Source organism: Lutimonas vermicola, from assembly GCF_038433205.1.
In the GTDB taxonomy this organism is placed as follows: domain Bacteria; phylum Bacteroidota; class Bacteroidia; order Flavobacteriales; family Flavobacteriaceae; genus Lutimonas; species Lutimonas vermicola.
Genome location: NZ_JBCDNA010000002.1, coordinates 61805 through 87273, shown reverse-complemented (window position 1 = coordinate 87273; position 25469 = coordinate 61805). Strand labels below are relative to the sequence as shown.

General features: G+C 39.7%; 18 protein-coding genes. 12 read left to right on the top strand and 6 right to left on the bottom strand.

What is annotated here, in order from left to right:
- Positions 1 to 7 precede the first annotated feature (7 nt).
- The 7 genes from AABB81_RS07815 to AABB81_RS07785 all read left to right on the top strand — a co-directional run bounded on the left by AABB81_RS07815 (position 8) and on the right by AABB81_RS07785 (position 8550).
- The gene (locus tag AABB81_RS07815; protein ID WP_342159757.1) at positions 8 to 2350 is read left to right on the top strand and encodes an MFS transporter; all 2343 of its coding nucleotides are present in this window, start codon (positions 8 to 10) and stop codon (positions 2348 to 2350) included.
- Positions 2351 to 2352: 2 nt separating this feature from the next.
- Entirely contained in the window at positions 2353 to 3240 is an 888-nt protein-coding gene (locus AABB81_RS07810; RefSeq protein WP_342159756.1) for a glycoside hydrolase family 17 protein, read from the top strand.
- Between the two features lie 38 nt (positions 3241 to 3278).
- Complete coding sequence (locus tag AABB81_RS07805) at positions 3279 to 4211, top strand: glycoside hydrolase family 17 protein (RefSeq protein WP_342159755.1); 933 nt, start codon at positions 3279 to 3281, stop codon at positions 4209 to 4211.
- A 137-nt stretch (positions 4212 to 4348) separates the two neighbouring features.
- On the top strand, positions 4349 to 5119 hold the full coding sequence (locus tag AABB81_RS07800) for a glycoside hydrolase family 16 protein (protein ID WP_342159754.1): 771 nt from the start codon (positions 4349 to 4351) through the stop codon (positions 5117 to 5119).
- A gap of 147 nt (positions 5120 to 5266) precedes the next feature.
- Entirely contained in the window at positions 5267 to 6772 is a 1506-nt protein-coding gene (locus AABB81_RS07795) for a CotH kinase family protein (RefSeq protein ID WP_342159752.1), read from the top strand.
- A gap of 121 nt (positions 6773 to 6893) precedes the next feature.
- Positions 6894 to 8351, top strand: coding sequence for a sugar porter family MFS transporter (locus AABB81_RS07790; protein ID WP_342159750.1), 1458 nt, complete (start codon positions 6894 to 6896; stop codon positions 8349 to 8351).
- A 37-nt stretch (positions 8352 to 8388) separates the two neighbouring features.
- Positions 8389 to 8550, top strand: a complete 162-nt coding sequence (locus AABB81_RS07785; RefSeq protein WP_342159749.1) for an MFS transporter — start codon at positions 8389 to 8391, stop codon at positions 8548 to 8550.
- Here the strand turns inward: AABB81_RS07785 and AABB81_RS07780 are convergent.
- From AABB81_RS07780 to AABB81_RS07760, 5 genes are all read right to left on the bottom strand, one after another.
- A complete protein-coding gene (locus AABB81_RS07780; RefSeq protein WP_342159748.1) occupies positions 8531 to 9283 on the bottom strand; it encodes a head GIN domain-containing protein in 753 nt (250 codons plus the stop codon). The genes AABB81_RS07785 and AABB81_RS07780 overlap by 20 nt on opposite strands.
- Before the next feature lie 126 nt (positions 9284 to 9409).
- Positions 9410 to 11107 (bottom strand): adenylate/guanylate cyclase domain-containing protein, encoded by a 1698-nt coding sequence (locus AABB81_RS07775; RefSeq protein WP_342159746.1) that lies wholly within the window; start codon positions 11105 to 11107, stop codon positions 9410 to 9412.
- A 2-nt stretch (positions 11108 to 11109) separates the two neighbouring features.
- Positions 11110 to 11487, bottom strand: coding sequence for a response regulator transcription factor (locus tag AABB81_RS07770; RefSeq protein ID WP_342159745.1), 378 nt, complete (start codon positions 11485 to 11487; stop codon positions 11110 to 11112).
- Between the two features lie 37 nt (positions 11488 to 11524).
- Positions 11525 to 15877, bottom strand: a complete 4353-nt coding sequence (locus AABB81_RS07765) for a response regulator (RefSeq protein WP_342159744.1) — start codon at positions 15875 to 15877, stop codon at positions 11525 to 11527.
- A gap of 139 nt (positions 15878 to 16016) precedes the next feature.
- Positions 16017 to 16904, bottom strand: coding sequence for an AraC family transcriptional regulator (locus tag AABB81_RS07760; protein ID WP_342159743.1), 888 nt, complete (start codon positions 16902 to 16904; stop codon positions 16017 to 16019).
- A 218-nt stretch (positions 16905 to 17122) separates the two neighbouring features.
- Between AABB81_RS07760 and AABB81_RS07755 the strand changes: the two genes are divergently transcribed.
- From AABB81_RS07755 to AABB81_RS07735, 5 genes are all read left to right on the top strand, one after another.
- Positions 17123 to 18220, top strand: coding sequence for a glycoside hydrolase family 26 protein (locus AABB81_RS07755; protein WP_342159741.1), 1098 nt, complete (start codon positions 17123 to 17125; stop codon positions 18218 to 18220).
- Between the two features lie 49 nt (positions 18221 to 18269).
- The gene (locus AABB81_RS07750) at positions 18270 to 19469 is read left to right on the top strand and encodes a glycoside hydrolase family 130 protein (protein ID WP_342159739.1); all 1200 of its coding nucleotides are present in this window, start codon (positions 18270 to 18272) and stop codon (positions 19467 to 19469) included.
- Positions 19470 to 19477: 8 nt separating this feature from the next.
- The gene (locus tag AABB81_RS07745; RefSeq protein WP_342159737.1) at positions 19478 to 20710 is read left to right on the top strand and encodes an AGE family epimerase/isomerase; all 1233 of its coding nucleotides are present in this window, start codon (positions 19478 to 19480) and stop codon (positions 20708 to 20710) included.
- Positions 20707 to 22083: an MFS transporter gene (locus tag AABB81_RS07740; protein WP_342159736.1), complete on the top strand. Its 1377-nt coding sequence runs from the start codon at positions 20707 to 20709 to the stop codon at positions 22081 to 22083. Before AABB81_RS07745 ends, AABB81_RS07740 begins: the two co-directional genes overlap by 4 nt.
- Positions 22084 to 22404: 321 nt before the next feature.
- Positions 22405 to 23115 (top strand): DUF481 domain-containing protein, encoded by a 711-nt coding sequence (locus AABB81_RS07735; protein ID WP_342159735.1) that lies wholly within the window; start codon positions 22405 to 22407, stop codon positions 23113 to 23115.
- Positions 23116 to 23216: 101 nt separating this feature from the next.
- Here the strand turns inward: AABB81_RS07735 and AABB81_RS07730 are convergent, their stop codons facing one another.
- The gene (locus AABB81_RS07730; RefSeq protein ID WP_342159734.1) at positions 23217 to 25469 is read right to left on the bottom strand and encodes a xanthine dehydrogenase family protein molybdopterin-binding subunit; all 2253 of its coding nucleotides are present in this window, start codon (positions 25467 to 25469) and stop codon (positions 23217 to 23219) included.

Here is a 25469-nt window from a genome sequence, read left to right as displayed (position 1 = left end):
AAGAAATATGTCTTCAGTATCAACAAAAGTCCCATTTGGTCAAAAATTAGCCTTTGGGGTCGGAATGTTTGCGAACCAAATGTTTCCCGCTATTCTCGGAATATTTATGGTTTCTCTGGTACAATCATTTGGATTTAATGGTTGGATGTGGTCTCTTGTTTATTTTTTTCCAAGAGTTTTTGATGCCATCACAGATCCAATCATGGGTTTCATTTCTGATAATACCAAATCGAAATGGGGGAGACGCAAACCATATGTTTTAATTGGTGCGGTTATAATGGGCGTAGCGTTTACTATTATGTGGCAGCTTTATGCTGATAATTCTTTGCAATATAATTTTTGGTATTTCTTTTTATGGTCGGTTGTATTTTATTTAGGACTAACCTTTTTTAGTGTACCCTATGTAGCCATGGGCTACGAAATGAGTAACGATTTTCACGAGAGAACCAATATCATGGCCGTTGCGCAATGGATTGGCCAGTGGGCCTGGGTCATTGCTCCATGGTTCTGGGTGATTATGGATGATCCAGACTGGTTTCCATCTCAAGAGGTTGCGGTGCGTGATTTAGCAATTTGGGTTGCCGTGCCTTGTGCAATTGCTGCGATGGTACCTGCCATATTTATTAAAAGTAAGTCGACCCTTGAAGAAAATTATGAACCACTTAATAGCTCTAATATAGGGGGTAGTCTAATAAAAATCTTAGACAGCTTTAAAGATGCGTTTAAAATACCGGAGTTTAGAAAGATATGTGCTGCCACGTTTTTGATTTTTAATGCATTTAATACCGTAGCTGCGTTAACCTATTTTGTAATTGTATACAGGTTATTTAACGGTGATGCAGCCGCTACTGGTATTTGGGTTGCATTGTTTGGTTGCATTGGAGCATTAGGGACAACTTTTATCGTAATTCCAGTAGTTACCTGGATGTCAAAAAGAATGGGTAAGATTAAAGCATTTATGTGGGCACAGGGTATTTCGCTTATTGGCTACACCATGATGTATTTTCTTTTTATACCCGGAAAACCTTGGCTCTACCTCATTGCACTGCCATTTTTCTCTTTTGGTATAGGAAGCTTATTTACGATCATGATGTCAATGACAGCTGATGTAATCGATATTGATGAATTGAATTCAGGTAAAAGACGAGAAGGTATTTTTGGTGCAATTTATTGGTGGATGGTTAAAGTTGGTTTTGCAATAGCCGGAGCACTTAGCGGTATTATTATTGGCGTGGTTGGTTTCAATCCTGATTTAGCAACCACAGACCAGCAAGGGGCTGTTGACGGATTACACGCATTCTTTTGCTTTTTTCCAGCGGTAGGAACCATTATCGCGATGTGGATTATGAAGAGTTATGATATAACTGAAGAACGTGCGAATGAAATTCGTTCCGAATTGGATAAACGGAAAACTCCGACCAATGAATTAGTTACTCACTATCAAAGCGGTAAATTATTGTCATTAGCTTCTGTTGACCTGGATAAAGGTTTAAAAACTGATATTGATTTTACAAAAGAATCCAAAGCTGAAATACGGAAGCTCTTCACAAAGTCGTTGAATAAAGGGCTATCGGGTATATGTTTTAGCCCTTATACAGAAGGTCAGGATATTGGCGATATACTGTCAGAAGAACAAATACAAAAGCGTATGGATATCATTGCACCTTACACGAAAGGAATTCGTTCTTTTTCTTGTACCGAGGGTAATGAGTTTATACCGAAGTCAGCACATGAAAAAGGTTTAAAAACAATGGTTGGTGCATGGATAGGCAAGGATAAAACGCAAAATGAAGATGAGATTGGTTCTCTAATTGTTCTTGCTAAAAAAGGTTACGTAGATATCGCAGTAGTCGGTAACGAAGTATTGCTTCGAAGCGATTTGACAGTACAAGAATTACTGGACTATATAAAAGGAGTAAAACAAGCATTACCGGGAATCCCCGTGGGTTACGTGGATGCCTATTATAAATTTATCGACCATCCTGAGCTTATTGAAGCCTGTGATGTTATCCTTGTTAATTGTTATCCTTTTTGGGAGGGATATCATATTGACCAGGCAAGTATTTATTTAAACCATATGTATAAGGTCACAAAGGATATTGCAAAAGGCAAACCTGTAATTATTTCTGAAACTGGCTGGCCCAGTGAAGGAGGTTCAATCAACGAAGCAAAACCCTCTCAGGAAAATGCCATGAAATATTTTATTAATGCTAATAACTGGGCAAATAAAGAAGGAGTGGAATTGTATTATTTCTCGTCGTTTGATGAATCGTGGAAAGTGCATCATGAGGGAGATGTTGGCCAGCGTTGGGGAATATGGGATAAAAACAATCAACTTAAAAATATGTAATTATGTCTGTTAGAGCGGGAAGAATAAAAGGGCTGGTAGGAATAGACCATGCTGATAAAACCAAAAAAGGTTTACAAAATCTATATAAGAGGCTTTTAAAAAGCGGGATGCATGGTTTGTGTTTTAGCCCTTACGAAGAAGGCCAGGGCCCCGGAGATCATATTTCTGAGGAGCAAATCAGGAGAAGGATGAAAATAATAAAACCATATACCAAATGGATTCGTTCATTTTCTTGTACCGACGGCAATGAAGACATTCCTCGTATTGCCCATGAATTGGGAATTAAAACAATGGTAGGGGCCTGGTTGGGGGATGACCCGGACATTAATAAACGGGAAATAGCCAACCTGATAAAATTGGCTAAAGAAGGTTATGTGGATATCGCTGCCGTTGGGAATGAAGTGATGTATCGCAAAGATTTATCAGAAGATGAATTATTATCCTTTATATATCAGGTAAAGGATGCAATTCCTGAAATACCCGTAGGCTATGTCGACGCCTATTATGAATTTTCCAAACGCCCAAAAATCACAGAAGCCTGTGACGTGATTTTGGCAAATTGTTATCCATTTTGGGAAGGATGCAGTATAGAGTATTCGTTTATTTATATGAAAGAAATGTACAATCAGGCGGTTAAAGCAGCCAATGGAAAAAAGGTGATTATATCCGAAACCGGATGGCCGACCATGGGTGCTAATTTTGAAGGTTCTTATCCTTCATTTGAAAATGCCATGAAGTATTTTATCAATACGCAACAGTGGTCTAAAGATGATGATATTGAGATTTTCTACTTTTCATCCTTCGATGAATCCTGGAAGGTGGGATCTGAAGGTGATGTCGGTGCTTTTTGGGGTCTTTGGGATAAAGATGAAAAACTCAAAAAGTTTTAAAGGTTGAACGATTTTTGGTTAAATCAGTAAAAAGGGAAATGAAGTATACGCAAGCACTTGATATAGCGCCGGGCAAAGCGATTTGTTATTCTGGTTTTAGAGAAGGGCAAAGTCCGGGAGGGGTTTTTCCAACGTATAAGGAGGTTAAGGAAGATCTTCTGATATTGCAGCATCAGTGGAAATACTTACGCTTATATGACTGCGATAAACATGCTGAAACTGTATTGGAAGTCATACAAAAAGAGAAGCTTGATTTTAAAATAATGCTGGGTGCCTACATAGTTGCTGAAGCTAATAATTACGGTTGCCCTTGGGGTGGGTCTTACCCTGAAGATCAACTGGAAGAGAATAAATCAATAAATTTAAAACAGATCAAAAAGTTAATTGATTTAGCGAATAAATATCCGGATATCATATTTTCTTTATCAGCAGGCAATGAAGCCTGCGTAGATTGGACAGACCACTATGTGCCTGTCGAAAAAGTCATCGAATATGTGAAGATGATTAAAAAGGAAGCCAAACAACCTGTCACTTTTTGTGAAAACTATCTTCCTTGGCTCGACAAACTGAAGAGCCTGGTGGAAGTGGTTGATTTTATTTCGATCCATACCTATCCGGTCTGGGAGTATAAAAACATTCATGAGGCCATGGATTACACAAAAAGCAATTATTATGCAGTTGCTGACACCTATCCGGATAAGCCGGTGGTCATAACTGAAGCGGGGTGGACAACATATTCAAATGGAAAGGGTATTTGTCCGAGTAATGTGAGTGAAGAATTCCAAAGTATTTATTACAATGACTTGGTTGACTGGAGTTTGGATACAGATATTCTTACTTTTGTTTTTGAAGCTTTTGATGAATCCTGGAAAGGATCCAATGAAGCATTGGAGCCGGAAAAACATTGGGGGCTATTTACGGTCAGCCGCAAACCCAAAAAGGTGATGCAAGACCTTTTCAGCACCCTGTAAAACACAGTCTTAAAATTAGAGGTTTTTTAGGATTTTCCTAAAAGCCATAAAGACAGTCTTACGCAGAAATACATATTCGATATGTGAGGCACATTGTCCTTTATTTTATTCAAAAAAAGAATCAAAAAATAGTTTTAATGGCTAAACAATTAAAAAATATAATATTCCTGCTTCTTTCATTGCTGCTTCTATCTTCATGCCAAAGTAAAAGACAATTGGTTTGGGAGGAAAATTTTGATGGCAACAAACTCCGCGAAGATATCTGGACCGTCGAAACAGGTGACGGATGCCCGAATCTTTGCGGCTGGGGGAATAATGAATTGCAATTATATACTACGGAGAACTATCAGATAAGAGATGGTATGTTACGGATAAGTGCCAAGGGGGAAAACGGCAACTATACTTCGAGCAGAATAACCACCAGGAAGAAAAAGGAAATTCAATACGGAAGAATTGAAGCCCGGGCCCAGCTTCCCCGGGGTAAAGGCCTTTGGCCTGCATTTTGGATGTTGGGTTCCAATATGGATGAAGCAGGATGGCCCTTATGCGGAGAGATTGATATCTTAGAGTATGTGGGAAGAGAGCCCGAGACGGTCTTTACGACCCTTCATACTGCAGATAGTCACGGTAATTCCAAGAATACCAGAAAAGATAAAATTGAGGGTATTGAAAATGGGTTTCATATGTATGCAATTGACTGGACCAAAGACTACATAAATTTCTATATCGATAATAAGCTGTTTTACTCATTTTCACCGAAAAATAAATCCGTTGAAGTTTGGCCCTTCGATCAGCCATTTTATTTTATCCTGAACCTGGCGGTCGGTGGCAATTTTGGAGGTTCAGAGGTGGATGACAGTATTTTTCCCCAGGAGTTTGTGATAGATTATATAAAAGTGTATCAATAAATATACATATCGAAAGTTAACATCAGATGATAATTGTCAGATGAAGAGTCAATAAAACCATCTATTTTTGAAAAAATTGATCCTTATAAAATTACAGGTCGATTGCCATATCCAAAAAAACGTCTCGTTCATTATCTTAAAGTTGCTATGAAAAATATTTTATCAGTATTGATGATCATCCCCTTGATGATTTTAACGTCATGTAATGACGAATCTGTAGACATTGAACCTGTGGTTCAAGGCACTGAAATCACCGAGTTTTCTTTTTTAAAATCCAGCAATCCGAGTCTGACTGGGAATGAGTATGCGACGATTGAAAATAACATCATCAGTGGAAGATTACCGCTGGATATTGATATTCACAATACGGTAGCGAGTTTTAAACATACCGGTTCTGCAATTCTGGTCAATAACATTGCCCAGATTAGTGGTGAAACTAAAAATGATTTTACCGAAATACAGAATTACACGGTAACTACTGCTGATGGCAGAACAGGTCAATATGAAGTAGATATCACCTATTTTACGGGTTTACCTATTATTTATCTCGAGACTGGTAATGGTGCGGTGATAGATTCGAAGGAGGATTATGTTACAGGATCTGTTTCTATGGAGGGTGGTCGCTATTTTACAGACTTGACTTCAACAACAATGAATATTCGCGGGAGGGGTAATTCAACCTGGGGCCATCCGAAAAAGCCCTATCAGTTAAAGTTCGATGAAAAGACAGAAATTCTTGGGATGCCCGAGGATAAAAAATGGATATTCCTTGCTGAATTCTCTGATAAAACCTTGATCAGAAACAAAATCGCCTTTGAACTGGGTTATTTGAGCCAATTGGATTGGACGCCTCAAAGTGTATTTACAGAGGTTGTTATCAACGGAACATACAACGGTACTTACCATATCTCTCAAAAAGTGGAAGAAAGTGATCATCGGGTTCTTATAGGTGATACCGGCTATTTATTGGAAATTGATCAATTGGAAAGGTTAGATCCTGATGATGTCTATTTTAGAACCAATAAGTTTTTAATCAATATTAAAGAGCCTGAAACGGAGTATGCCAGCAATGAGTTCAACTATGTTAGTGAATTGATTAATGAGTTTGAAAATGTATTGATGGGAGCTCAGTTTGCAGATCCTGATCTGGGATATGCCAAATATATTGATGTTGACAGTTTTATTGATTGGTATCTTATAAGTGAGATTACTAAAAATCAAGATTCCAAAAGCTTTTCAAGTATTTTTCTCAACGTGATGCCCGGCGAAAAGATCAAAATGGGTCCTTTATGGGATTTTGATTTGGCCTTTGGAAATGTTGATTATTCTGAATGTGAATATCCAACAGGTTTTTGGGTAAAACATCATGCATGGTTTACCAGACTTTTTGAGGACAAGGTGTTTGTTGAAAAAGTAAAGGATCGCTTTCTCTATTTTAAAGAAAATCAAAATTTTATCTTGGGGAAAATGGATTATTACGCAGATCAATTAAAGTATTCTCAGTTTGAGAATGATCAGAAATGGAATCTTTTCGGAAACTATGTATGGCCTAACCCGGTGTTTTATGACACGCATCAAGCAGAGGTCGATCACTTAAAAAAGTGGTATATAGATAGAATGAACTGGCTCGATACTGCTTATAAGGGATTGTAATAAATCATGAATCCAAAATATTGATCAATGTAATAACTATTAAAATCTCGATAAGTGCTATTATTAATCGAATAATATCATTTATATTGCAGAGCAAATTTGTTAAAATCACTTACTTATTATGGGACAAGCTAGTACAAAAAGAATCAACATTTATTTTATAACCATCGTGATTACCCTGGGGGGACTCCTATTTGGTTTTGACACAGGTGTGATCAATGGAACACAATTTTATTTTTCAAAATATTTTGAATTAACAGGATGGTTAAAAGGCTTTATCGTAAGTAGTGCCTTGCTGGGAGCTTTATTAGGCGCCGCTTCGGCCGGGATGATCTCTAAATCTATAGGGAGAAAAAATTCTTTGATCATCTCAGCAGTACTTTTTGGAATTTCGGCCTGGGGTTCTGGTTTACCCGCAATATTGCCTGAGTCAATAACATTGATGGTGTTTTTTAGAATTATTGGAGGTATCGCCATTGGGATGGCTTCAATGAACGCCCCAACTTATATCGCCGAAATAGCTCCTGCTGATAAAAGGGGAAAGCTGATCACTTATTATCAAATGGCTGTTGTGATAGGTTTCTTTGTGGTGTTTTTAACTACCTATGTTATCGGAAGTGAATTAACAGAGCAGAATAATATTGATTTTGGCTGGAGATATATGTTCTGGTCCGAATTGATTCCGGCAACATTATTTTTACTTTTACTTTTTACGGTACCAAAAAGCCCGCGTTGGTTGATGATTAAAGGAAGAGAGAACGAAGCCTTAAACGTACTTACAAGAATCCATGGTCAGGAAATGGCTGACATAGAATTTAAGGATATCAAAGATTCTTTACAACAGGAAGGAAAGCAAAAGAAAGCATCTATTTTCCAGAAGTCTTTATTCCCAATTGTTGTCATAGGTACGGTTCTTTCCATTTTACAACAGTTTACCGGTATTAATGCTGTTTTATATTACGGTGCCGATATATTTGAACAAGCACTTGGATTTGGTAACGAAGACGTGTTGTTGCAACAAATCCTTTTGGCTACTGTAAATTTATTGTTCACGTTCATTGCCATGTATACCGTTGATAAGCTTGGTAGAAAACCTTTGCTGATCATTGGAGGCGTTGGAATGCTGGCTGGTTTCTTACTGATGGGTTTCACTTTGTATTTAAGTGATTATTCTGGTGTGAATTCTGCAGGCTTACCAACAATTTCTTCCACTGAAGGGATTATTTGCCTTATTGGAATCTTGATGTTTATTGGATCTTTTGCGATGTCAATGGGCCCAATTGTTTGGGTTTTATTAGCTGAGATGTTTCCTAACAGCATTAGAAGTACGGCCATGGCGATTGCGGTTGCTGCCCAATGGCTTGCCAACTATTTCGTGTCTCAATCGTTCCCGATTATAGTAGAAAGTGATTCGAACCGATTAATTGCAGATGGAGGCGTTTGGAATCAATCCTTACCCTATTTTATATTTTCAGCATTCATCCTCTTTATCATATTCTTTACCTGGAAATGGATTCCTGAAACAAAAGGGAAAACCCTCGAAGAAATGGAAGCTCTTTTTAACAAGGGGAAATCTTAAAAGGAATGGATTAAGGCCTGTAACTGTTGGTGTCTTAATGCTTGTAGCTCGTTTTAGTGATGGTATAAGCGACGTGGTAATGGGGGTAACTGGAGATCGAACCAAATCAAAATACGGAAAATTCAGGCCCTGGATCTTATGGACAGCGATCCCTCTTGGGCTTATTTTATCATTATTATTTACTTCACCTGATGGATAGTTGCTTCTCCCAAAACCAGGCCTCTGCTGACCATTGGACTTCCCTTATAATTTACAGAAGCCTCTCCATAAGCAGTTACTCTAAGTTCATCCGACACGCTCAGTTTGATGCGGCCTTCTCCGTAAGCAGTTACTTTGGCGGTTGTATTCTGCACACCGAAGGTATTGACCTCACCTTCGCCATAAGATATGATTCTCTGACGATTGGCAACCCCATTTTTCACTTCGAGGTAGCACTCGCCATAGAGGGTAGCTTGAAATTCATCAACCTGGATCTCACTTAAATAAACTTCAGATTCACCATAGATCTTAACTGATAGCTCTTCACCTTCTAGTAAGCTTTCTACCTTATGGGTTTCATCTCCTCGCAGGGAAATTTCTTCCAGGTCTTTATAATAGATCTTTGCAGAAACAATGGTTCCGTTATAAACCGCGTGTTTCCCTTTGTAATCGTCGTATTTTACTTTTTCTGATTTTGTATACACTTTTGCATCATCTAAATAAACGTGTAGGGTCTTTCCCTGGACCTCTACAATGAGTTTATCCATTGAAACGTCTATTTTTTCAATAACAACCGATTCTTTATCAGCCTTTTCAAATATAACCTCAATGTGAGGGCTGATGATGACTTCATTAAATGATCCAACCGTAAAAGTTTTTTGCTGCGCTTGTGTATGTTGGATTCCTAAAGGTGCTGTAGCCAGGAATAGAATAAGGAGGTAGGATTTTTTCATTGGAATTGTTATTTAAAGATTTTTATGAGCCGTTTCTCATGTAGGTACATCCATAAGATACCTTAAAATAAAAATTGTTACAGTTTGGCAATAATTTATTGCGGCAATGACCCGGATAAAATCAATTTATTTCTTTGAGATTGCTTGTATTCCTTTCCAATCGTCGTCGATTTCCTGTGTGATAAGATGCGCTGCCCTGTTTAAAAAAAGTTTTGCGGTTTGATCTGCTGTATTTTGCTTAAAAATTTGTTGAAAGGTCACTGCAGCCATGGCAAACTCCTGATTAAAGTAGAGCTCCATGCCTTTAATAAATGTGTTTAGGGTTTTTAATTTATGGTCATACAATTCTTTTGGATCCCCATTAATACATTCATAAAGCTTAATAGGCTTTTGTTTGCCCGTAACTTTTACCGGCCCTAAATACCGGAAGTCAAACTCATCGGCATTGGAAAGCTTTTGAATACATTTTTCAGTCATCAAAATGGAGGTACCAAAATGTTTTGATAAGCCTTCAATTCGCGATGCTGTATTAACCGTATCCGAGATGATGGCAGCATCCAGTCTCTCAACATCTCCCGTGATTCCCATGATCAGATCGCCGTTTTGCATTCCGATGCCCACCCTTACTGCCGCCCGGTTTTTGCCTGCTCTGATTTGATTATAATCTTCCAGGGCGCGGTGCATTTCAACTGAAGCCCGAAGTGCATTTTGGGATCCTGTCGGGAAAAGAGCCATAAAACCATCCCCAAGATATTGCATGATAAAACCATCATTTTTTCTGATGATTGGCCCCATTCGTTTGTTAAAAGAATTGATGAATAAAAAATTATCTTTAGGGCTAAGGCCTTCAGAGATAGAAGTAAACTCCCTGATGTCTACAAACATGACCGTAACTTCCTTCTCTGCCAGGTCTCCAAGTGAAACTTCTGTAAGCCTGTTTTTACCCAATGACTTAATGAATTCTGTCGGAACAAATTTTTGACTGACCTGATGAATAGACTTGATCGCATCTTCTCTTTCCTGTGCGGCTTTTAGTCCTTTTTGAAACAATTGAGCACTTTCGATGGCAACTGCCGATTGCAGGGCTATGGTAGTAAGTAATTTTAATTCGGCTGCCTTGAATTCTTTTGCGTCTGCATGGCCTAATATGACCATCCCCATGGTGCGGTTCTTGACCTTTAAGGGCGCATACATCATTGCCTTTAAATGCTGTAACGCAGGGTTAGCCTGTATTCTTTCAAGGTCAACAATGGCCGATGTACCCCTTTTGATAAGTTCTTTGAGTAAGTGATTTTGCTCTGCAATATTTTTTTCCCGGTCCTCATCTTCCCCAAAAGCCGAAAGTATAACAACCTCATCCGGCTCAGCATGATGCATTAAGAACATGCCATGTGTGGCGTCAATTATCTGTGAGGCCTCTGTAAGTGCCATTTCGGCAATGGCATATTCTTCGATTTTTTCAGACAGTTTTTCACTGAAATCATAAATCATGTTTATTTCACGATACAATCCAAGAACCTCATTTCCGATTTTTTTCTTTTCAATATCCTTTGAAACCAGCGCATTGATCAAATCAGCTGCCAGTGCACCTTTTTCCTGGTCCGTATATAGTAAGGCATATGCTACCTCATTATCAGAAAGGGGGTACTGCAGCGGGAAATCAATATGATCCCCCCATAAGATTGTTTCTTGAGTATCAGCAATACTGAATTCGAGCTTTAATTCTGCGCAGAGCTTATTCAGGAGCCCGTTAGTCTTGACATCCCTTAAGACGTGCTTTAGGGCCCTTAGCCTGGTTCTTATTTTTTTATCGGGGGTGGTCATTTTCATCTTTTAAGCACTTCTTCGGCTATTGAAAGCATTTCGTCAGGATCAAAAGGTTTGGTCATATACCTGTCAGCGCCCATTTCCAATCCTTTTTGACGATCCACTTCTTGCCCCTTGGCCGTGAGCAGGATGATATAGATATCAGAGAGTTTGAGTTCTTTTTTAACCTTATAACAAACTTCCATGCCATTCATTTTTGGCATCATGACGTCGAGGAAAACAAGGTTGGGTTTTTCTTTTTGGATCAATTCCAGGGCCTGTTCACCATTCTCGGCAAAAAGCAATTCAACCCCTTCATCTTCAAGATCTTCGAGGGTCTGCTCTATGAGCATTCGAATATGAGATTCATCGTCAACGATCAATAGTTTTTGTTCCATGTACAATTATTTTTTAGGGTTGTTTCGTATTTTTAGTTTATTCATAAATGAAAAACATGGTGTTTTCCATTCCTTTTTTACCTTTTAGGTCCTTAATCATCTTTTGATCTGCACTGCTTACCGAATTTAGCATGATAATGTCCGGTTTAGATTCAGTGGCCTTTTCCAGGAGATTTTTCTGATTGCTTTCCATTACCTTATAACCTCTGGCACTTAGCACTTCTGAAAGGGTTTTTACAGCCGAAGTGTCATCGTCTACCACCAATACTTTCTTCTTTGAAACGCCTTGTTCTAAAAGTTCATCAACTTCATGGAACAATTGTTCCGTATTAATGGGCTTGGTAAGGTAGCGGTCAACACCGATTCGCAAACCACGTTCCTTATCCTGAACAATCGATAAAATGATGATTGGAATATCCATGGTTGCCGGGTCATTCTTAAGGACGGCAGCCACATCAAAGCCGTTTATTTCGGGCATCATCACATCTAAAATAATAAGGTCAGGCTTAGAAAGGCGCACCATGTCAAGGGCGGCCTTGCCATTGGCGGCTTCTTTTACCTGATAGCCGGCTTCACCTAATTCCTGTCTCAAAAGTGACCTGATGGGTGTATCATCATCAACCACTAAAATTGTTGGAACGCTTTTAACGTTGGTCAAAGACGAATGCTTGATCTGTTTTTTTAAGCTTTTAAGAATTCTTTCGAGTTGGATCGGTTGCTCACTGCTTCCTTCTCCCATGACTGGCATGGTGAAAAAGAATGAGCTTCCGACTCCATGTTCACTTTTCATCCAGATAATTCCACCGTGATGTTCTATGATCTCACGACAGATCGGCAAACCGAGTCCGGTTCCTTTGGGTTTGTCAGTTAGGGTATCCCCGGCCTGACGAAACCGTTCGAAAATTTTGTGCCTGTCTTCTTCGGCAATTCCAATTCCTGTATCCTGTACCTCAACCATGATCTGGCCATTATCGAGAAAAGCTTCAATGGTTACTTTCCCTTTGTCAGTGAATTTAACGGCATTGGAGAGTAAATTGATGACCACCTGAATGAGTTTGTCTTCATCAGCCTGTATCAATGGAAGGTCAGGAGATACATTCTTTACCAATTTCAATCCCTTTTCATCAAATAGGGCAGAGGTACTGGCAATGGCCCTGCTGATCACGTCCTGAAGAAATATCGGACGCATATGCCATTCCATCCTTCCTGATTCTATCTTGGCGAGATCAAGTACATCATTGATCAGGTTGGTCAACCTTTCACCTTCCGAAACAACCACATTTAAATTTTCACTTACTTGTTTCATGGTGCGCTTGATCTTTTGATCATCAACATTCACGGCAGGAAAAATCTTATCTTCTAATCTTTTCCTGATGATTTTAGCAAAACCTAAAACCGAAGTTAGCGGTGTTCTAAGTTCATGGCTCACTGTCGACAGGAAAGCTGATTTGGCCTCATTGGCGTCTTCTGCTTTGGCCTTGGCCTCTTTGGCTTCTTCATATAATTCAGCATTGTGAAGTGCCACCCCAACATTAATGGCGATGGTACTCAGGAGCCTTTTGTCTTCTTCATTGAAGCGGCTTGCTAACTTGGTACTTTGTACGCTTAAAACACCTATGATTTTATCTTCCACGGGTATAGGCACGCCCAGCCAGGACATGGCCTTTTTCCCGGTCTGTTCCACCCCGATCTTATCATAGGTGGCCTTGATATCCTCGTCTTTGTTGATCAAAAGGGACTCTCCGGTCCTGATGATACTTGACGTAAGGCCTTCGCCGTATTTCATGGGAGGCATGGAGTCACCATCCTGATACGGGAAATTAATCATTTCCTTATCGGCGTCTAAAAGGGCCAAATAAGTAATATCAGATTTAAACAGTTTTTTCATTTCTTTACCAACCATTTTGATCAGTTCACTCAACTCCAGTTTCTGTGTCAAGGCCTGGCTTACCTGGTTCACCGTAGCCAATTCATCCAATCGCTGGTGCGCTTCTGCGGTTCGTTCTTCAACTTTTTCTTCCAGCATATTACGTTGTTTGAGCAGTATATTTGTTCTTGATCGAACAATGGCATAGACCAAAGCCAAGCCTCCTATCACATACAAAACATAGGCCCACCAGGTTTTATACCAGGGCGGGGTGATCACAAAACTTGCTATGGACTCTTCAGTCTCATCGCCAAAAACATTTTTCGCTTTTACTTTGAAACTGTACCTGCCGGCAGGTAAATTGATATACTCTCGTTTAGCTTGTTTGGTCCATTCCGACCAGTTCTTTTCAAGCCCCTCCAAATAGGTGCTGTATTGCATCTCTTTCTGTCCGATAAAAAAAGGAGCAGCATAGCCAATTGAAATGGAATTGAAGTCGTGCTTGATCTCCATTTTTTCCGGAAAGCCGACACCACCGGCAAAGACAAGCGAATCGCCCGCAATGCTCATTTTTCGAATAGCAACGTTGAATTTTCCGGTAAAGTTATTTTCGAGATTTCCTTCATAACGAACCACCCCGTCCGGACCTGAAAACCAAGCAATTGTGTTATCCTCGGTGGAAGCAGGATCGACATATACTGAGTATATGTTCCTGTTTTTTAATTCTTTAAAAGTTTGGGTATTGAAATCATAAGATCCATCATTCTTTTTTGTGGCCACAACAATATCACCTTCAATTCTCATCCAAATCCGGTCAAGACCATCTCGATGCATTGCGAAACCATCTCCTCTGCCTTCCCATTTAAGGAGTTCATCAAAGAACATTTTCTTTTTTTCAAAGCGATCATTTTCAGGATTATAGACATAAGTGCTCTTTGAGTCCCTGTTAAAAATTACAAGTTCATCAAGAATTTCGAATCCACCAAATTCAGCAGGGAGTCCACTGATTGTATCATAGACGATGATCTCAGATTTAGAAAGATCCATGCTGCCGTTTATCATGGCGGGTTTCAAAAGATTTATTTCCCCTTCATTTTCTGAAATATCCCATAGGCCGCCATCTTCACGTTCAGTGATGGATCTTCTTCTGTGTTCTGTGGTAAAAGATTCCTCTTCAAACTGCCTGGTTGATTCATTGAAGTAAAAGCTGGCCAACCCGTCCATGGTTTGAACAAACATTCTTTTGGGATCCAATCTGGATATTTCTAACCGATTGACCCTGAAATCATAATTATCATTATTTCTGACGGTTGTCACAGTGGTCCCGTCGATCTCAATCAGCCCGACCGATCCTGTGCCGCTGTAAAGGCGCCCGTCTACTTCCAGAAAATTTGCAACCTGTCCCAAGGTGCCTTTGACCAGCACCAGTTCTTTTGCTTCTTCGTCCAGGTAGAAAATACCATTGTTTGTACCCAGATAAAGGATGTCTTTAAATCTGTAGGTAGAGAACACCACCTTTGTGGCCAGCCCCATATTGGTGTCCAGCACAGTTGTGGAAGAGTTGAGATTCACTTTTGAAATCCCGTTGAAAAGGGGCATCCAAAGCACGCCTCTGGAGTCCAGGTAGGTAAAACTTGTACTTCCATCCTGAAGCCCGTTTTTAGTAGTAAATTTTTGAATGAGTTTTCCATTGTGATCGATCAGATAGGTACCTGCAGCAAAGGTGTTGATCACAAAATCACCATTGTCAAGCGCAATTCCCGGCAAGTATACGGCCTTCAGGATTTCAGGATCAATTTCGACTTGAAAAGGCTTGAATTTTTCCCCGTCATATAAAAAGAAGCCCATAGTTCTGGTTCCTAACAGCACTTGTTTTTCGTCGTAGGGTAAGATCACATAGATTCTTTCATCCGCAAAAATCTCGCCACCGGGAATCTGTTCTAAGGTGTCCTCATCAGACAGATAGCAAAGACCTCTGTTCCATATCCTGATGTAATAGGTTCCGCGAATGATCTTCCCTACATGATAAGCATCTTCAGAAACAATGACCTTTATTTTTTCACCATCCCAGCAATAGAGCTTGTTAGAGGTTCTGAAAATGATCCTTCCTTTATAATTATCCACTTCCCATATGGTACCAATAAGCCTGTGCTCTTCCGGAATTTTATCTTTCAGTGAAAAATACTCAAGCTCGCCTTTTGCGTTTGGTTTCATATAACCAAAATCATTCTCAGCTCCAATATGCATGACGCCCTGATCATCATAGACCATGCACCTGACACCTCCATCATCTATATCAATGAGGTTCCAATTGACTCCGTCGTATTGTAAAAGGCCGTCATTGTTGGCGAAGTACATGATGCCATCCTTGTCTTCCAGGGCCCACCAATTTGTGGGGTGACCTTCGTAATCCTGATAGGAATAATTCGTGATGAATGGACGTCCTATCTGTTCCTGTGCCTGTAAATAATTACTGGAGATCAAACAAAATAATAACGTAAAAACGAGCACAAAACGGCTCATTGATTTAAGGTTAGCTGCATGTTTCATAGTGTGACGGAGAAGGAAGTTTAAGTTAATGGATCGCTTCTAATTGTGACTAAAATACAAAATTAATTGTCACAAACTGATTATTAGAAAATTATAAGCCAATCGTCCTTCATTAATATACACTTTTGATACCGCTAAAACTGATCCTGAATTCAGTGGGAGTACAATTCTGGTATTTTTTAAAGATCCGGTTAAAGTTTGATATATTGTTGAAACCACAATCATAACAGATGTCAGAAATGCTGTCATTGGTTTCAATTAAACTTCTTGTGGCAGATCCTAAACGAACTTCTATCAGGAACTCAATAAACGACTTTCCGGTGCGTTGCTTGATCAACCTGCTTAACGAAATGACCGACATATTTAACAATTCGGCAACTTCTTCGATTTTGATTTTTCTGTGATAATTCTCCTTGAGAAAGTGATATACCTTTTCAATGCGCTCACTATTATAAAAGTCGTTTTGGTGCTGAAATGACATATTGGTTAAAAAAGTTTGGCCTCTTGAGATAGCGAGGTCATAAAGTAATGACTGGAATTGCAAGAAACTGTCAAAGCCATTGGTCTTACTCAAGCTATGGATCTTTTTTTCGACTTGCAGGATGGTCTCTTTTGAAAACAGCACGCCCCTGTTTGCATTTTGAAAAAGTACTTTGATCGGCTTTAATAAATTTCTATCCAAAAGCGCGTGATCAAATACGTCATCGGGAAATTGAATGGTAATTTCATGAAACTTTCTTTTTCCCGAATTTTTAAAATTCTGCCAGCCATGATAAACGTTTGGACCGGTCAGCACCAATTCCCTTTCGTCAATCTGTTCAATATGATCTCCAACAACACGTCTTCCTCCCGCTGCTTTATGTATATAATTAAGTTCAAATTCAGGATGGAAATGTATTGGATAATTAAAGGCTTTTCGATGTCTGTCGAACACTAAAAAACAATCTGTTTTTTTTAATGGCGTTATTTCTCTGTGTATATTTTTTTCTAATCCACTCATAAACAATGACCTAAATACGTAAATAAATATCAACTCATGATGCAGGGTTAGTTACTCTTACCAAACAACCTAATATACTTTTGTTGTAAAAGTATTGAATTGTGTTGTAAAACTACTTGTTTTGAAGCTGCTAAACGACTAGATTTGACTAAAATCATGTAATGGTTTCCTTGTATTACCTAAGGAAAAGCTGTTGACAACCCATGTTCATATAAGCCATGCGATTAAAAACTTATGTAAAAATATTCCTGTGTTCGATGCTGGTCACTTTTCAGTGTCTGTTGGCACAGGATTCGACCGTATTAAAGAAGAATGCAATTTTGGAGAACCTCAATGCTGTTAAAGGGCAGGGTATTTTATTCGGGCATCAGGACGACCTGGCCTACGGAGTGGGATGGGCATATGTTTTTGGGGAATCTGATGTAAAAAGAGTGAGTGGGGATTATCCTGCTTTGTTCGGATGGGAATTGGGAGGCTTAGAACTCGATCATATACATAATCTCGACAGTGTACCCTTCGAAACGATGCAAAATCTCGCTGTTTTGGGTGATGAAATGGGTGGCATCAATTCGTTTAGCTGGCATCCCTATGCTCCGGTTACTCATGAGAGTTCCTGGGATACAAATGCCATCATTGTGAAACATATTATTCCCGGGGGTAAAAACCACGAGGCTTTTAAGAGGCAACTGGATAAGGTCGCAACCTTTTTTAACAGCCTTAAAGATAAAAAAGGACAACACATACCTTTTATCTTCAGGCCCTGGCACGAAATGGACGGGGGATGGTTTTGGTGGGGAAGCAAACAAAGCACACCTGAAGAATTTAAACAATTATTTGCCTTTACCGTCAATTACCTTAGGGTTGAGAAGGGTCTTGGGCAGATGCTCGTCGCTTATTCGCCCGATCGAAATTTTAATTCAGTCGAAACTTATTTGCAATGGTATCCGGGTGATCAGTATGTAGATATTCTAGGGGTAGATAATTATTCGGATTTAAAAAAAGGAGGAAGCACAGAAGCAGCTATTCGTAAATTACATATCGTTATAGAAACTGCAAATAAAAAAGGAAAGCTATCGGCATTTACAGAAACCGGTCTTGAAAACGTGACAGAGGAAGATTGGTATACGAGCAAATTAGGTAAACTATTGGCTGATCCTATCATTGCAAAGGAAATTAGTTATGTGATGGTTTGGAGAAATGACGGGAAAGTACATTATTTTTTCCCTTATCCCGGTCACAAGGCTGCAAAGGATGCAGAGCAATTTCTTGCCGATCCAAATATTTTACTATTGGAAGCTTACAAAAGAATGAAATAAATGGGCCTAGGTCAATACATATGTTTTGATAAATACAGAATACACCACAATGGATCAAATTGATTTTAAACAGCGGTATACGCAAATTTTAAAAGACCATGTTGCGCTTTTAGAAAAAGAGAATATAAGTGTTTTTAGCACTAATGGCATCTACAACAGATACGAGAATCCGATTTTAACAAGGGATCATATACCTTTGACATGGCGTTTTGATATGAACCCCGAAACGAATCCTTTTTTTATGGAACGCATTGGGTTTAATGCTGTTTTTAATGCGGGGGCTATTAAAATAAATGGTAAGTATATTTTATTATGCAGGGTGGAAGGAAATGACCGCAAGTCGTTCTTTGCGGCTGCCGAAAGTGAAAATGGTATTGATAACTTCAGATTCTGGGACCGGCCTGTTTCTATCCCCCAAACTGATAAATGGGATACAAATGTCTATGATATGCGGTTGACCCAACATGATGATGGTTGGATCTATGGCGTATTTTGCACCGAAAGAAAAGATCCTAATGCTCCCCAGGGTGATACGTCGACTGCCATGGCCGAAGCGGGAATTGTGCGAACCAAGGATCTAAAGACATGGGAGCGATTACCTGATCTGATCTCAACCACTGGTCAGCAACGAAATGTCGTTTTATTCCCTCATTTGATCGATCATAAATACGCATTCTTTACACGCCCTCAAGACGGTTTTATCGATACGGGAAAAGGCGGAGGAATTGGTTTTGGTCTTTCGGATTCAATAGAAAACCCTGAGGTAAAAGAGGAGTTGATCGTTGATGCCAAAACCTATCATACAATTTATGAAGTGAAAAACGGATTGGGCCCTGCACCGATCAAAACTGAACAAGGATGGTTACATTTGGCACATGGAGTGAGGAACACCGCGGCAGGTCTGCGATACACCCTTTATTTGTTCATGACCGACCTTAAGGAACCCTGGAAGGTGATTTACAAGCCTCATGGACATCTAATCGCTCCTTTGAAGGAAGAAAGGGTGGGAGATGTTTCAAATGTAGTATTTTCGAATGGATGGATCAAAGATGATGATGCTAAAGTGTATATTTACTATGCATCTTCAGATACCAGGATGCATGTTGCAACCTCAAGTGTTGAACAATTAGTAGATTACTGTATAAATTCACCTGAAGATAAGTTGCATTCACATTTGTCGGTCCGGGCGATCAACGAACTTATTGAAAAGAACAATAAGTTTAAGATGAAACATATAAATAATACTTAAACAGATCAATGACCAACGCTGATACAAACAGGAACCTTAACGAGATCCTTGTTCATTTACAGAGTGATTTTTCTAAGGAATTGACAAATCTGCTCGAATTTTGGGCAACAAAATGTATTGATGAAACACATGGGGGATTCATTGGCAAGATGGATCATTTTGGACAAATAGATCCAAAGGCGAGTAAAGGCTGCATTCTTAATACAAGGATACTTTGGACTTTTTCTGCGGCCTACAGAACAACCGGTAAAGATTCGTACAGGTTGCTGGCAGCACAGGCCTATGATTATGTAAGGCAATACTTCTGGGACCCTGTCAATGGAGGCCTGTATTGGGATCTTGACGTTACCGGGACTCCTATAAGTACCAAAAAGCAGGCTTATGCCCAGGGATTTGGCCTTTATGCATTTTCCGAATTTTACCGGGCTACAGGTAACGAGGAAAGCCTTAGCTATGCCAAAGAATTATATGCTATACTTGAAACGAAATTTTGGGAATCTAAATTTGGTGGCTATGTAGAAGCTTTGACGGATGATTGGAAGGCAATGGATGATGTCAGGCTGAGTGAGAAAGACCTGAATACCCCTAAATCGATGAATACACATTTGCATATTCTTGAGCCATATACAAATCTTTACAGGGTATGGCCCGATGAAAAATTAAAAACGTCTATAGCGTCGCTTTTACAGATTTTTTGCCAAAAAATATTCAATTCAAATACAAATCATCTCAAGCTCTTTTTCAGTCTTGACTGGAAGTCTCAATTTGAAGAAGTCTCTTTTGGGCATGATATAGAGGCGGCCTGGTTGATGAATGAAGCAAGTATGGCGATCAATAAGGGAGCGATAGAGGGTAGAGTTCATTCGATAACAAGATTATTAGTTGAAGCTACAAAAAAAGAGGGGCTCGACAAGGATGGTTCCATTTTTTATGAGAGGCACGGAGCCTTGCTTGACAAACACAAGCATTGGTGGTGTCAGGCTGAAGGCATGGTGGGGTTTATGGACGCCTTTGAGTTGGATGGCAATAAGAGTTATATTCAGGAGGTTGAACTGCTCTGGACCTTCATTAAATACTTTATAAAGGATGAAAAAAATGGAGAATGGTTTTGGCGCGTAGATGAGCACAACCAACCGATTAATTCTGAAGATAAAGTGGGGTTCTGGAAAGGCCCCTATCACAATGGCAGGGCCCTTATGGAACTTATTGAAAGAATAGATAAACAAATTCAAGTGTTTTGAGCGACAATATCAAGTTTAAAGAAAAAGTAGGTTACGGATTTGGAGATTTCGCTTCGTCCATGTTTTGGAAGTTGTTTTCGATGTTTTTGATGATCTATTATACAGATGTGGTCGAGTTATCGCCTGCCTCTGTAGGAACCATGTTTTTGTTGACGCGTTTATGGGATGGTTTAAACGACCCTATCATGGGAATAATTTCAGATCGAACCAAGACGCGTATGGGCAAATTCAGGCCCTATTTGTTATGGGTAGCCATCCCTTTTGGTGTCATAGGTGTCTTAACTTTTTCTACCCCCGACCTTGGGCCTTCCGGGAAGTTGATCTATGCTTATGTTACTTATACATTAATGATGATGGTCTATACGGCAATTAACGTACCCTATTCTTCTTTAATGGGTGTGATGACCTCTGATACAAAAGAAAGGACCTCCCTTGCTTCTTTCAGGTTTATAGGGGCTTATTCTGGCGGTATTTTTATGACAGCCACTGTTCCCTATTTGCTGGACTTCTTTAAAAATTCAGGATCCGACGATGCACAAAGCTATCAGTTTACCGTTGCGATCTATGCAGTGGTGGCAGCATTCTTTTTTATCTTGACTTTTTTATGGACCAAAGAAAGGGTGAAACCTTTGGAAGAGAAGTCATCCATTGCAAAAGACCTGAAGGACCTGGCTAAAAACAACCAATGGTTCATCATGTTGGGCGCCGGAATCTCAGTGCTGATCTTTAACTCCCTAAGGGATGGAAGTATCATGTATTATTTCAAATATTTTGTCAAAGATCAGGATTTGCCCTTTTTTGGAGCTGTTCAATGGGATAAACTGGCCGGTGCGTATATGACGCTTTGGCTGGTGACCAATTTATTGGGGGTCTTGCTGGCCAAACCGTTATCGGCAAAATTTGGAAAAAAGATTACTTTTATCGGGGCCATGCTGGTGGCATGTGTGTTCAGTGCAATCTTCTATTTTGTAGACCCAAATTCGGTGAGTATGATTTTTGGGCTAAATATTGTAATAGGCTTATCGGCAGGAATAGTTTTGCCCTTGATATGGTCTATGTATGCCGATATTGCAGATTATTCTGAATGGAAAACAGGAAGAAGGGCAACGGGACTGGTATTTTCTTCTTCTTCCATGTCTCAGAAAATGGGATGGACCCTTGGAGGAGCAATTACAGGCTGGTTGTTGGCAGCTTACGGATTTGAAGCCAATGCTGAGCAAACCTCAGAATCTTTAAAAGGAATAAGACTTATGATTAGTATTTATCCTGCAGTAGGGGCACTGCTCTCGGCTCTGGTCTTGTTGCTTTATAAACTTACGGATGTTTTTATGGAGAGGGTAACTACTGACCTTGAAGCCAGGAGAAACAAATAAGCGAGAACTTCTGGATATTCTCAGGTTTAAATTGAGCTGAACTGCGAGCTGCGGAGGTGTAAGTCTTTGTATGTCAAGGTTTTTTAGTAAAAAAAACTGTAGTAAAGTTACCCAAAGATTTGAAAGCTTTGTAAATTTCTGCTTTTAATGATTGATGAGCGGTAATATGTTTAGGTTTTGTACATTGGTATTCTTTTAACCACTTTCAAATTGTATATGTCGTGTAAATTAAAGATGACCAGTAAAATTAAAGCAGGCTTTTTTTTATTTTTTATCGCATGCTCTGTGCAAGCCCAACTTGTGAATGTTGAATCTATAAGAATGCAAACTGACAGTACCAGATTTGTATTGAACTCTGATTTCCTTTTTAATTATTCAAATACCGATGGAACCTATATTTATCGTTTTAACCTGAGCCTCAATACCCAATATAAAACCAAAAACTTAAAGAATACTTTTTTCTTTTCCGGGAATTCTGAACTGATAAGAAGTCAAGATCAGGATTTTCAGAACGGCTGGTTTATTCATTTTAGATATAATAGAAAACTGGGTGAAAGTGAGAAATTAAGACTGGAGGCCTTTATTCAGGACCAGAACAACGCCTTACTTTCAATTAATTCAAGAAATCTGGTAGGGCTTGGGTTGCGTTATAAATTAGCAAGCAATGATGTTTTTCAGGCCTATTTGGGTAATTCTTATATGTATGAAAAGGAAGTAAGTGATGAGGTAAATCAAAATTATTATAACCATAGAAACAGTTCATATGTTTCACTAGCACTGAGGTTACCCAAGTCTGAGCTTCAACTGGTGAACACTGTTTATTTTCAGCCACTATACGCCGATATCAGTAATTTCAGGGTACTCGAGCAATTTAAGGCTGAGGTACCCCTCCTTGGAAATTTTAAGGTCTCTACCTTATTCAATTATTTTTATAACAATGTAAATCCATTGGGAAAAAGTGAATTCACTTCAAGCCTGAGCGTGGGGCTTACATTTGTGATGGAGAAAAAACTATTTCCTTCAAAAATATAAAAATATTCCCACTTAAAAACCTTTAGTGTTAACGGATATAATTTATTCCATATATATCCAAGATACTGTTATATCATTTAAGTTTTTAAGTTCCAGAGAGTTTATCCCAATACCTTAGAACTGCTGCCCATAAAAGGTTGATCGTAAAAACGTTTACCGGTTGCCTTATACAGTGCATTGGCCACGGCTCCCATGATTGGAGGAAACGGAGGCTCGCCAAGGCCGGTGGGATCAACATCGTTTTTAACAAAATGGACCTCGATAGACTTCGGCGCTTCGCTGTGTCTGATCAGTTTGTATTTGTCAAAATTATTTTGTTCAGGGACACCATCTTTTATGGTGAGTTCGCTGTACATCGCATGGCCAATACCGTCCACCACGCCACCTTCGGCAAGATTTGTTGCGGCGTCAGGATTCACTACAATGCCACAATCAATGGCACAATAGACTTTTTCTACAACAGGAGCCCCATTTACCATGACCATATCCAATACCTGGGCCACATAACTATTGTGGCAGAAGTAAGCCGAAACACCTCTGCTAAGGTTAGCTTGCTCCTTTCCCCAATTCGATTTTTCTTTTACCAATTCAAGTACTCCGGCATAGCGTTCAGCCTCGTAATCATTTCTTTCCCCAACTGGATTTGATTTGGCACGTGCCAACAGTTCAAGCCTGAATTCTATAGGGTCTTTTCCAGCTTCCTCTGCAACTTCATCGAGAAAGGATTGTTCTGCACCAGCAATAAAATTCGATCTGGGAGCCCGAAATGCACCTGTCGTAATGTTAGAGTCAATGGTCCAGTCTTCAGCCAGATAATGATCGACGGCTCCTGCAGGGAATCGGTTAGCAGATAAAGGGCTTTCTGGAATACCTCCGGTTCTTACATGGAATGCAACAAGATTATTGTTTTCATCCAGGGCTGCTCTGTAAAGGGCATTATATGCCGGTCGATAGGTGCCATGGGTCATATCGTCTTCACGGGTATAAACGAGTTTAACAGGTGCTTTTATTTTCTGAGAGATGACAGCGGCTTCAGTAAGAAAATGACCATAAAGTCTTCGGCCAAAACCTCCACCCATTCGCGTCATTTGAATATCGACTTTTTCAAGTGGCAATCCCAATCGCTCAGCCGCACTTTTCTCCATGAATTCAGGGGTTTGAACAGGGCCTGCCAATTCTGCTTTATCTTCGGTTACGTCGGCAAAGAAATTCATCGGTTCCATACAATTATGCGCCAGAAACGGACAGGAATAGCTACGCTCAATAATTTTGGAAGCGTTTTTGAAAGCCTTTATCGGGTCACCATCTTTGCGCACGGTTTTCCCGGGTTTTTTATTTAATTCAGCCATCTGGGCCTTATGTGTATCAGTATTTTCGAGCCCTGCCGGAAAGTGAACACTCATTTGCCTGCCAAAAAGATCCATGTCAAGATGAATATCGGGAGCCATTTCCCATTCAATTTTTAAAGCTTTTTTTGCGTTCATGGCTTCCCAGGTCGTATTCCCAACCACGACGACAAGATCAGTGAAAGCACTGTTGTCAAAGGCACTTCTTTTATAGTCGTCATTAAAGGTTTTTATCGTAAACACATCTTTTATACCGGGCATTGACTTTGCGACTGAATCATCGACCGTTTTTAGTTTCATACCAAAAGCAGGAGGATGTGCTATCATTGCAATCAGCATTCCTTCGCGATGGTAATCCAAACCATAAAGGGGTTGACCGGTAACAATCTTGGGACCGTCCACATTTTTTCTTGATGTTCTAATAATTTTAAAGTCTTTTAAGCTTTTAAGGGTTACTTCTTCAGGGACAGGTATTTTTGAAGCAGCCGAAGCCATTTCTCCAAAACCAGCTGAATTGCCGCTGCCCTGATGAGACAACATACCGTTATCAGTCGTAATTTCTTCCACGGGAACCTGCCATTGCTGAGCGGCTGCTTCCTTGAGCATTTGTCTTGCAGAAGCCCCTGCCATTCTAAGACTTTCCCAACCTTGACGGATAGACTGGCTTCCTCCGGCGAGTTGACGGGTAAAAAGGTCTGTATTCAAAGGAGCTTGTTCTACAATGACATTCTTCCAGTCAGCATCAAGTTCTTCTGCCACAATCATGGGCATTGAAGTTTTGACATTCTGACCAATTTCAGGGTTAGGAGACATGATGGTGATCAAACCATTTTCCCCGATTTTAAGGTAAGCGTTGATATTGAACCATTCCTTCGGCATGTTCAGCACTTGCTCGGGAGTAGGCTTACATGAAGCAAGCCAACTAAAACCTAACATCATCCCTCCACCCGCGAGAGTAGTACTTCTTATAAATGAACGTCTTCCAAAGGTTGTTTTTACGATTGTCAT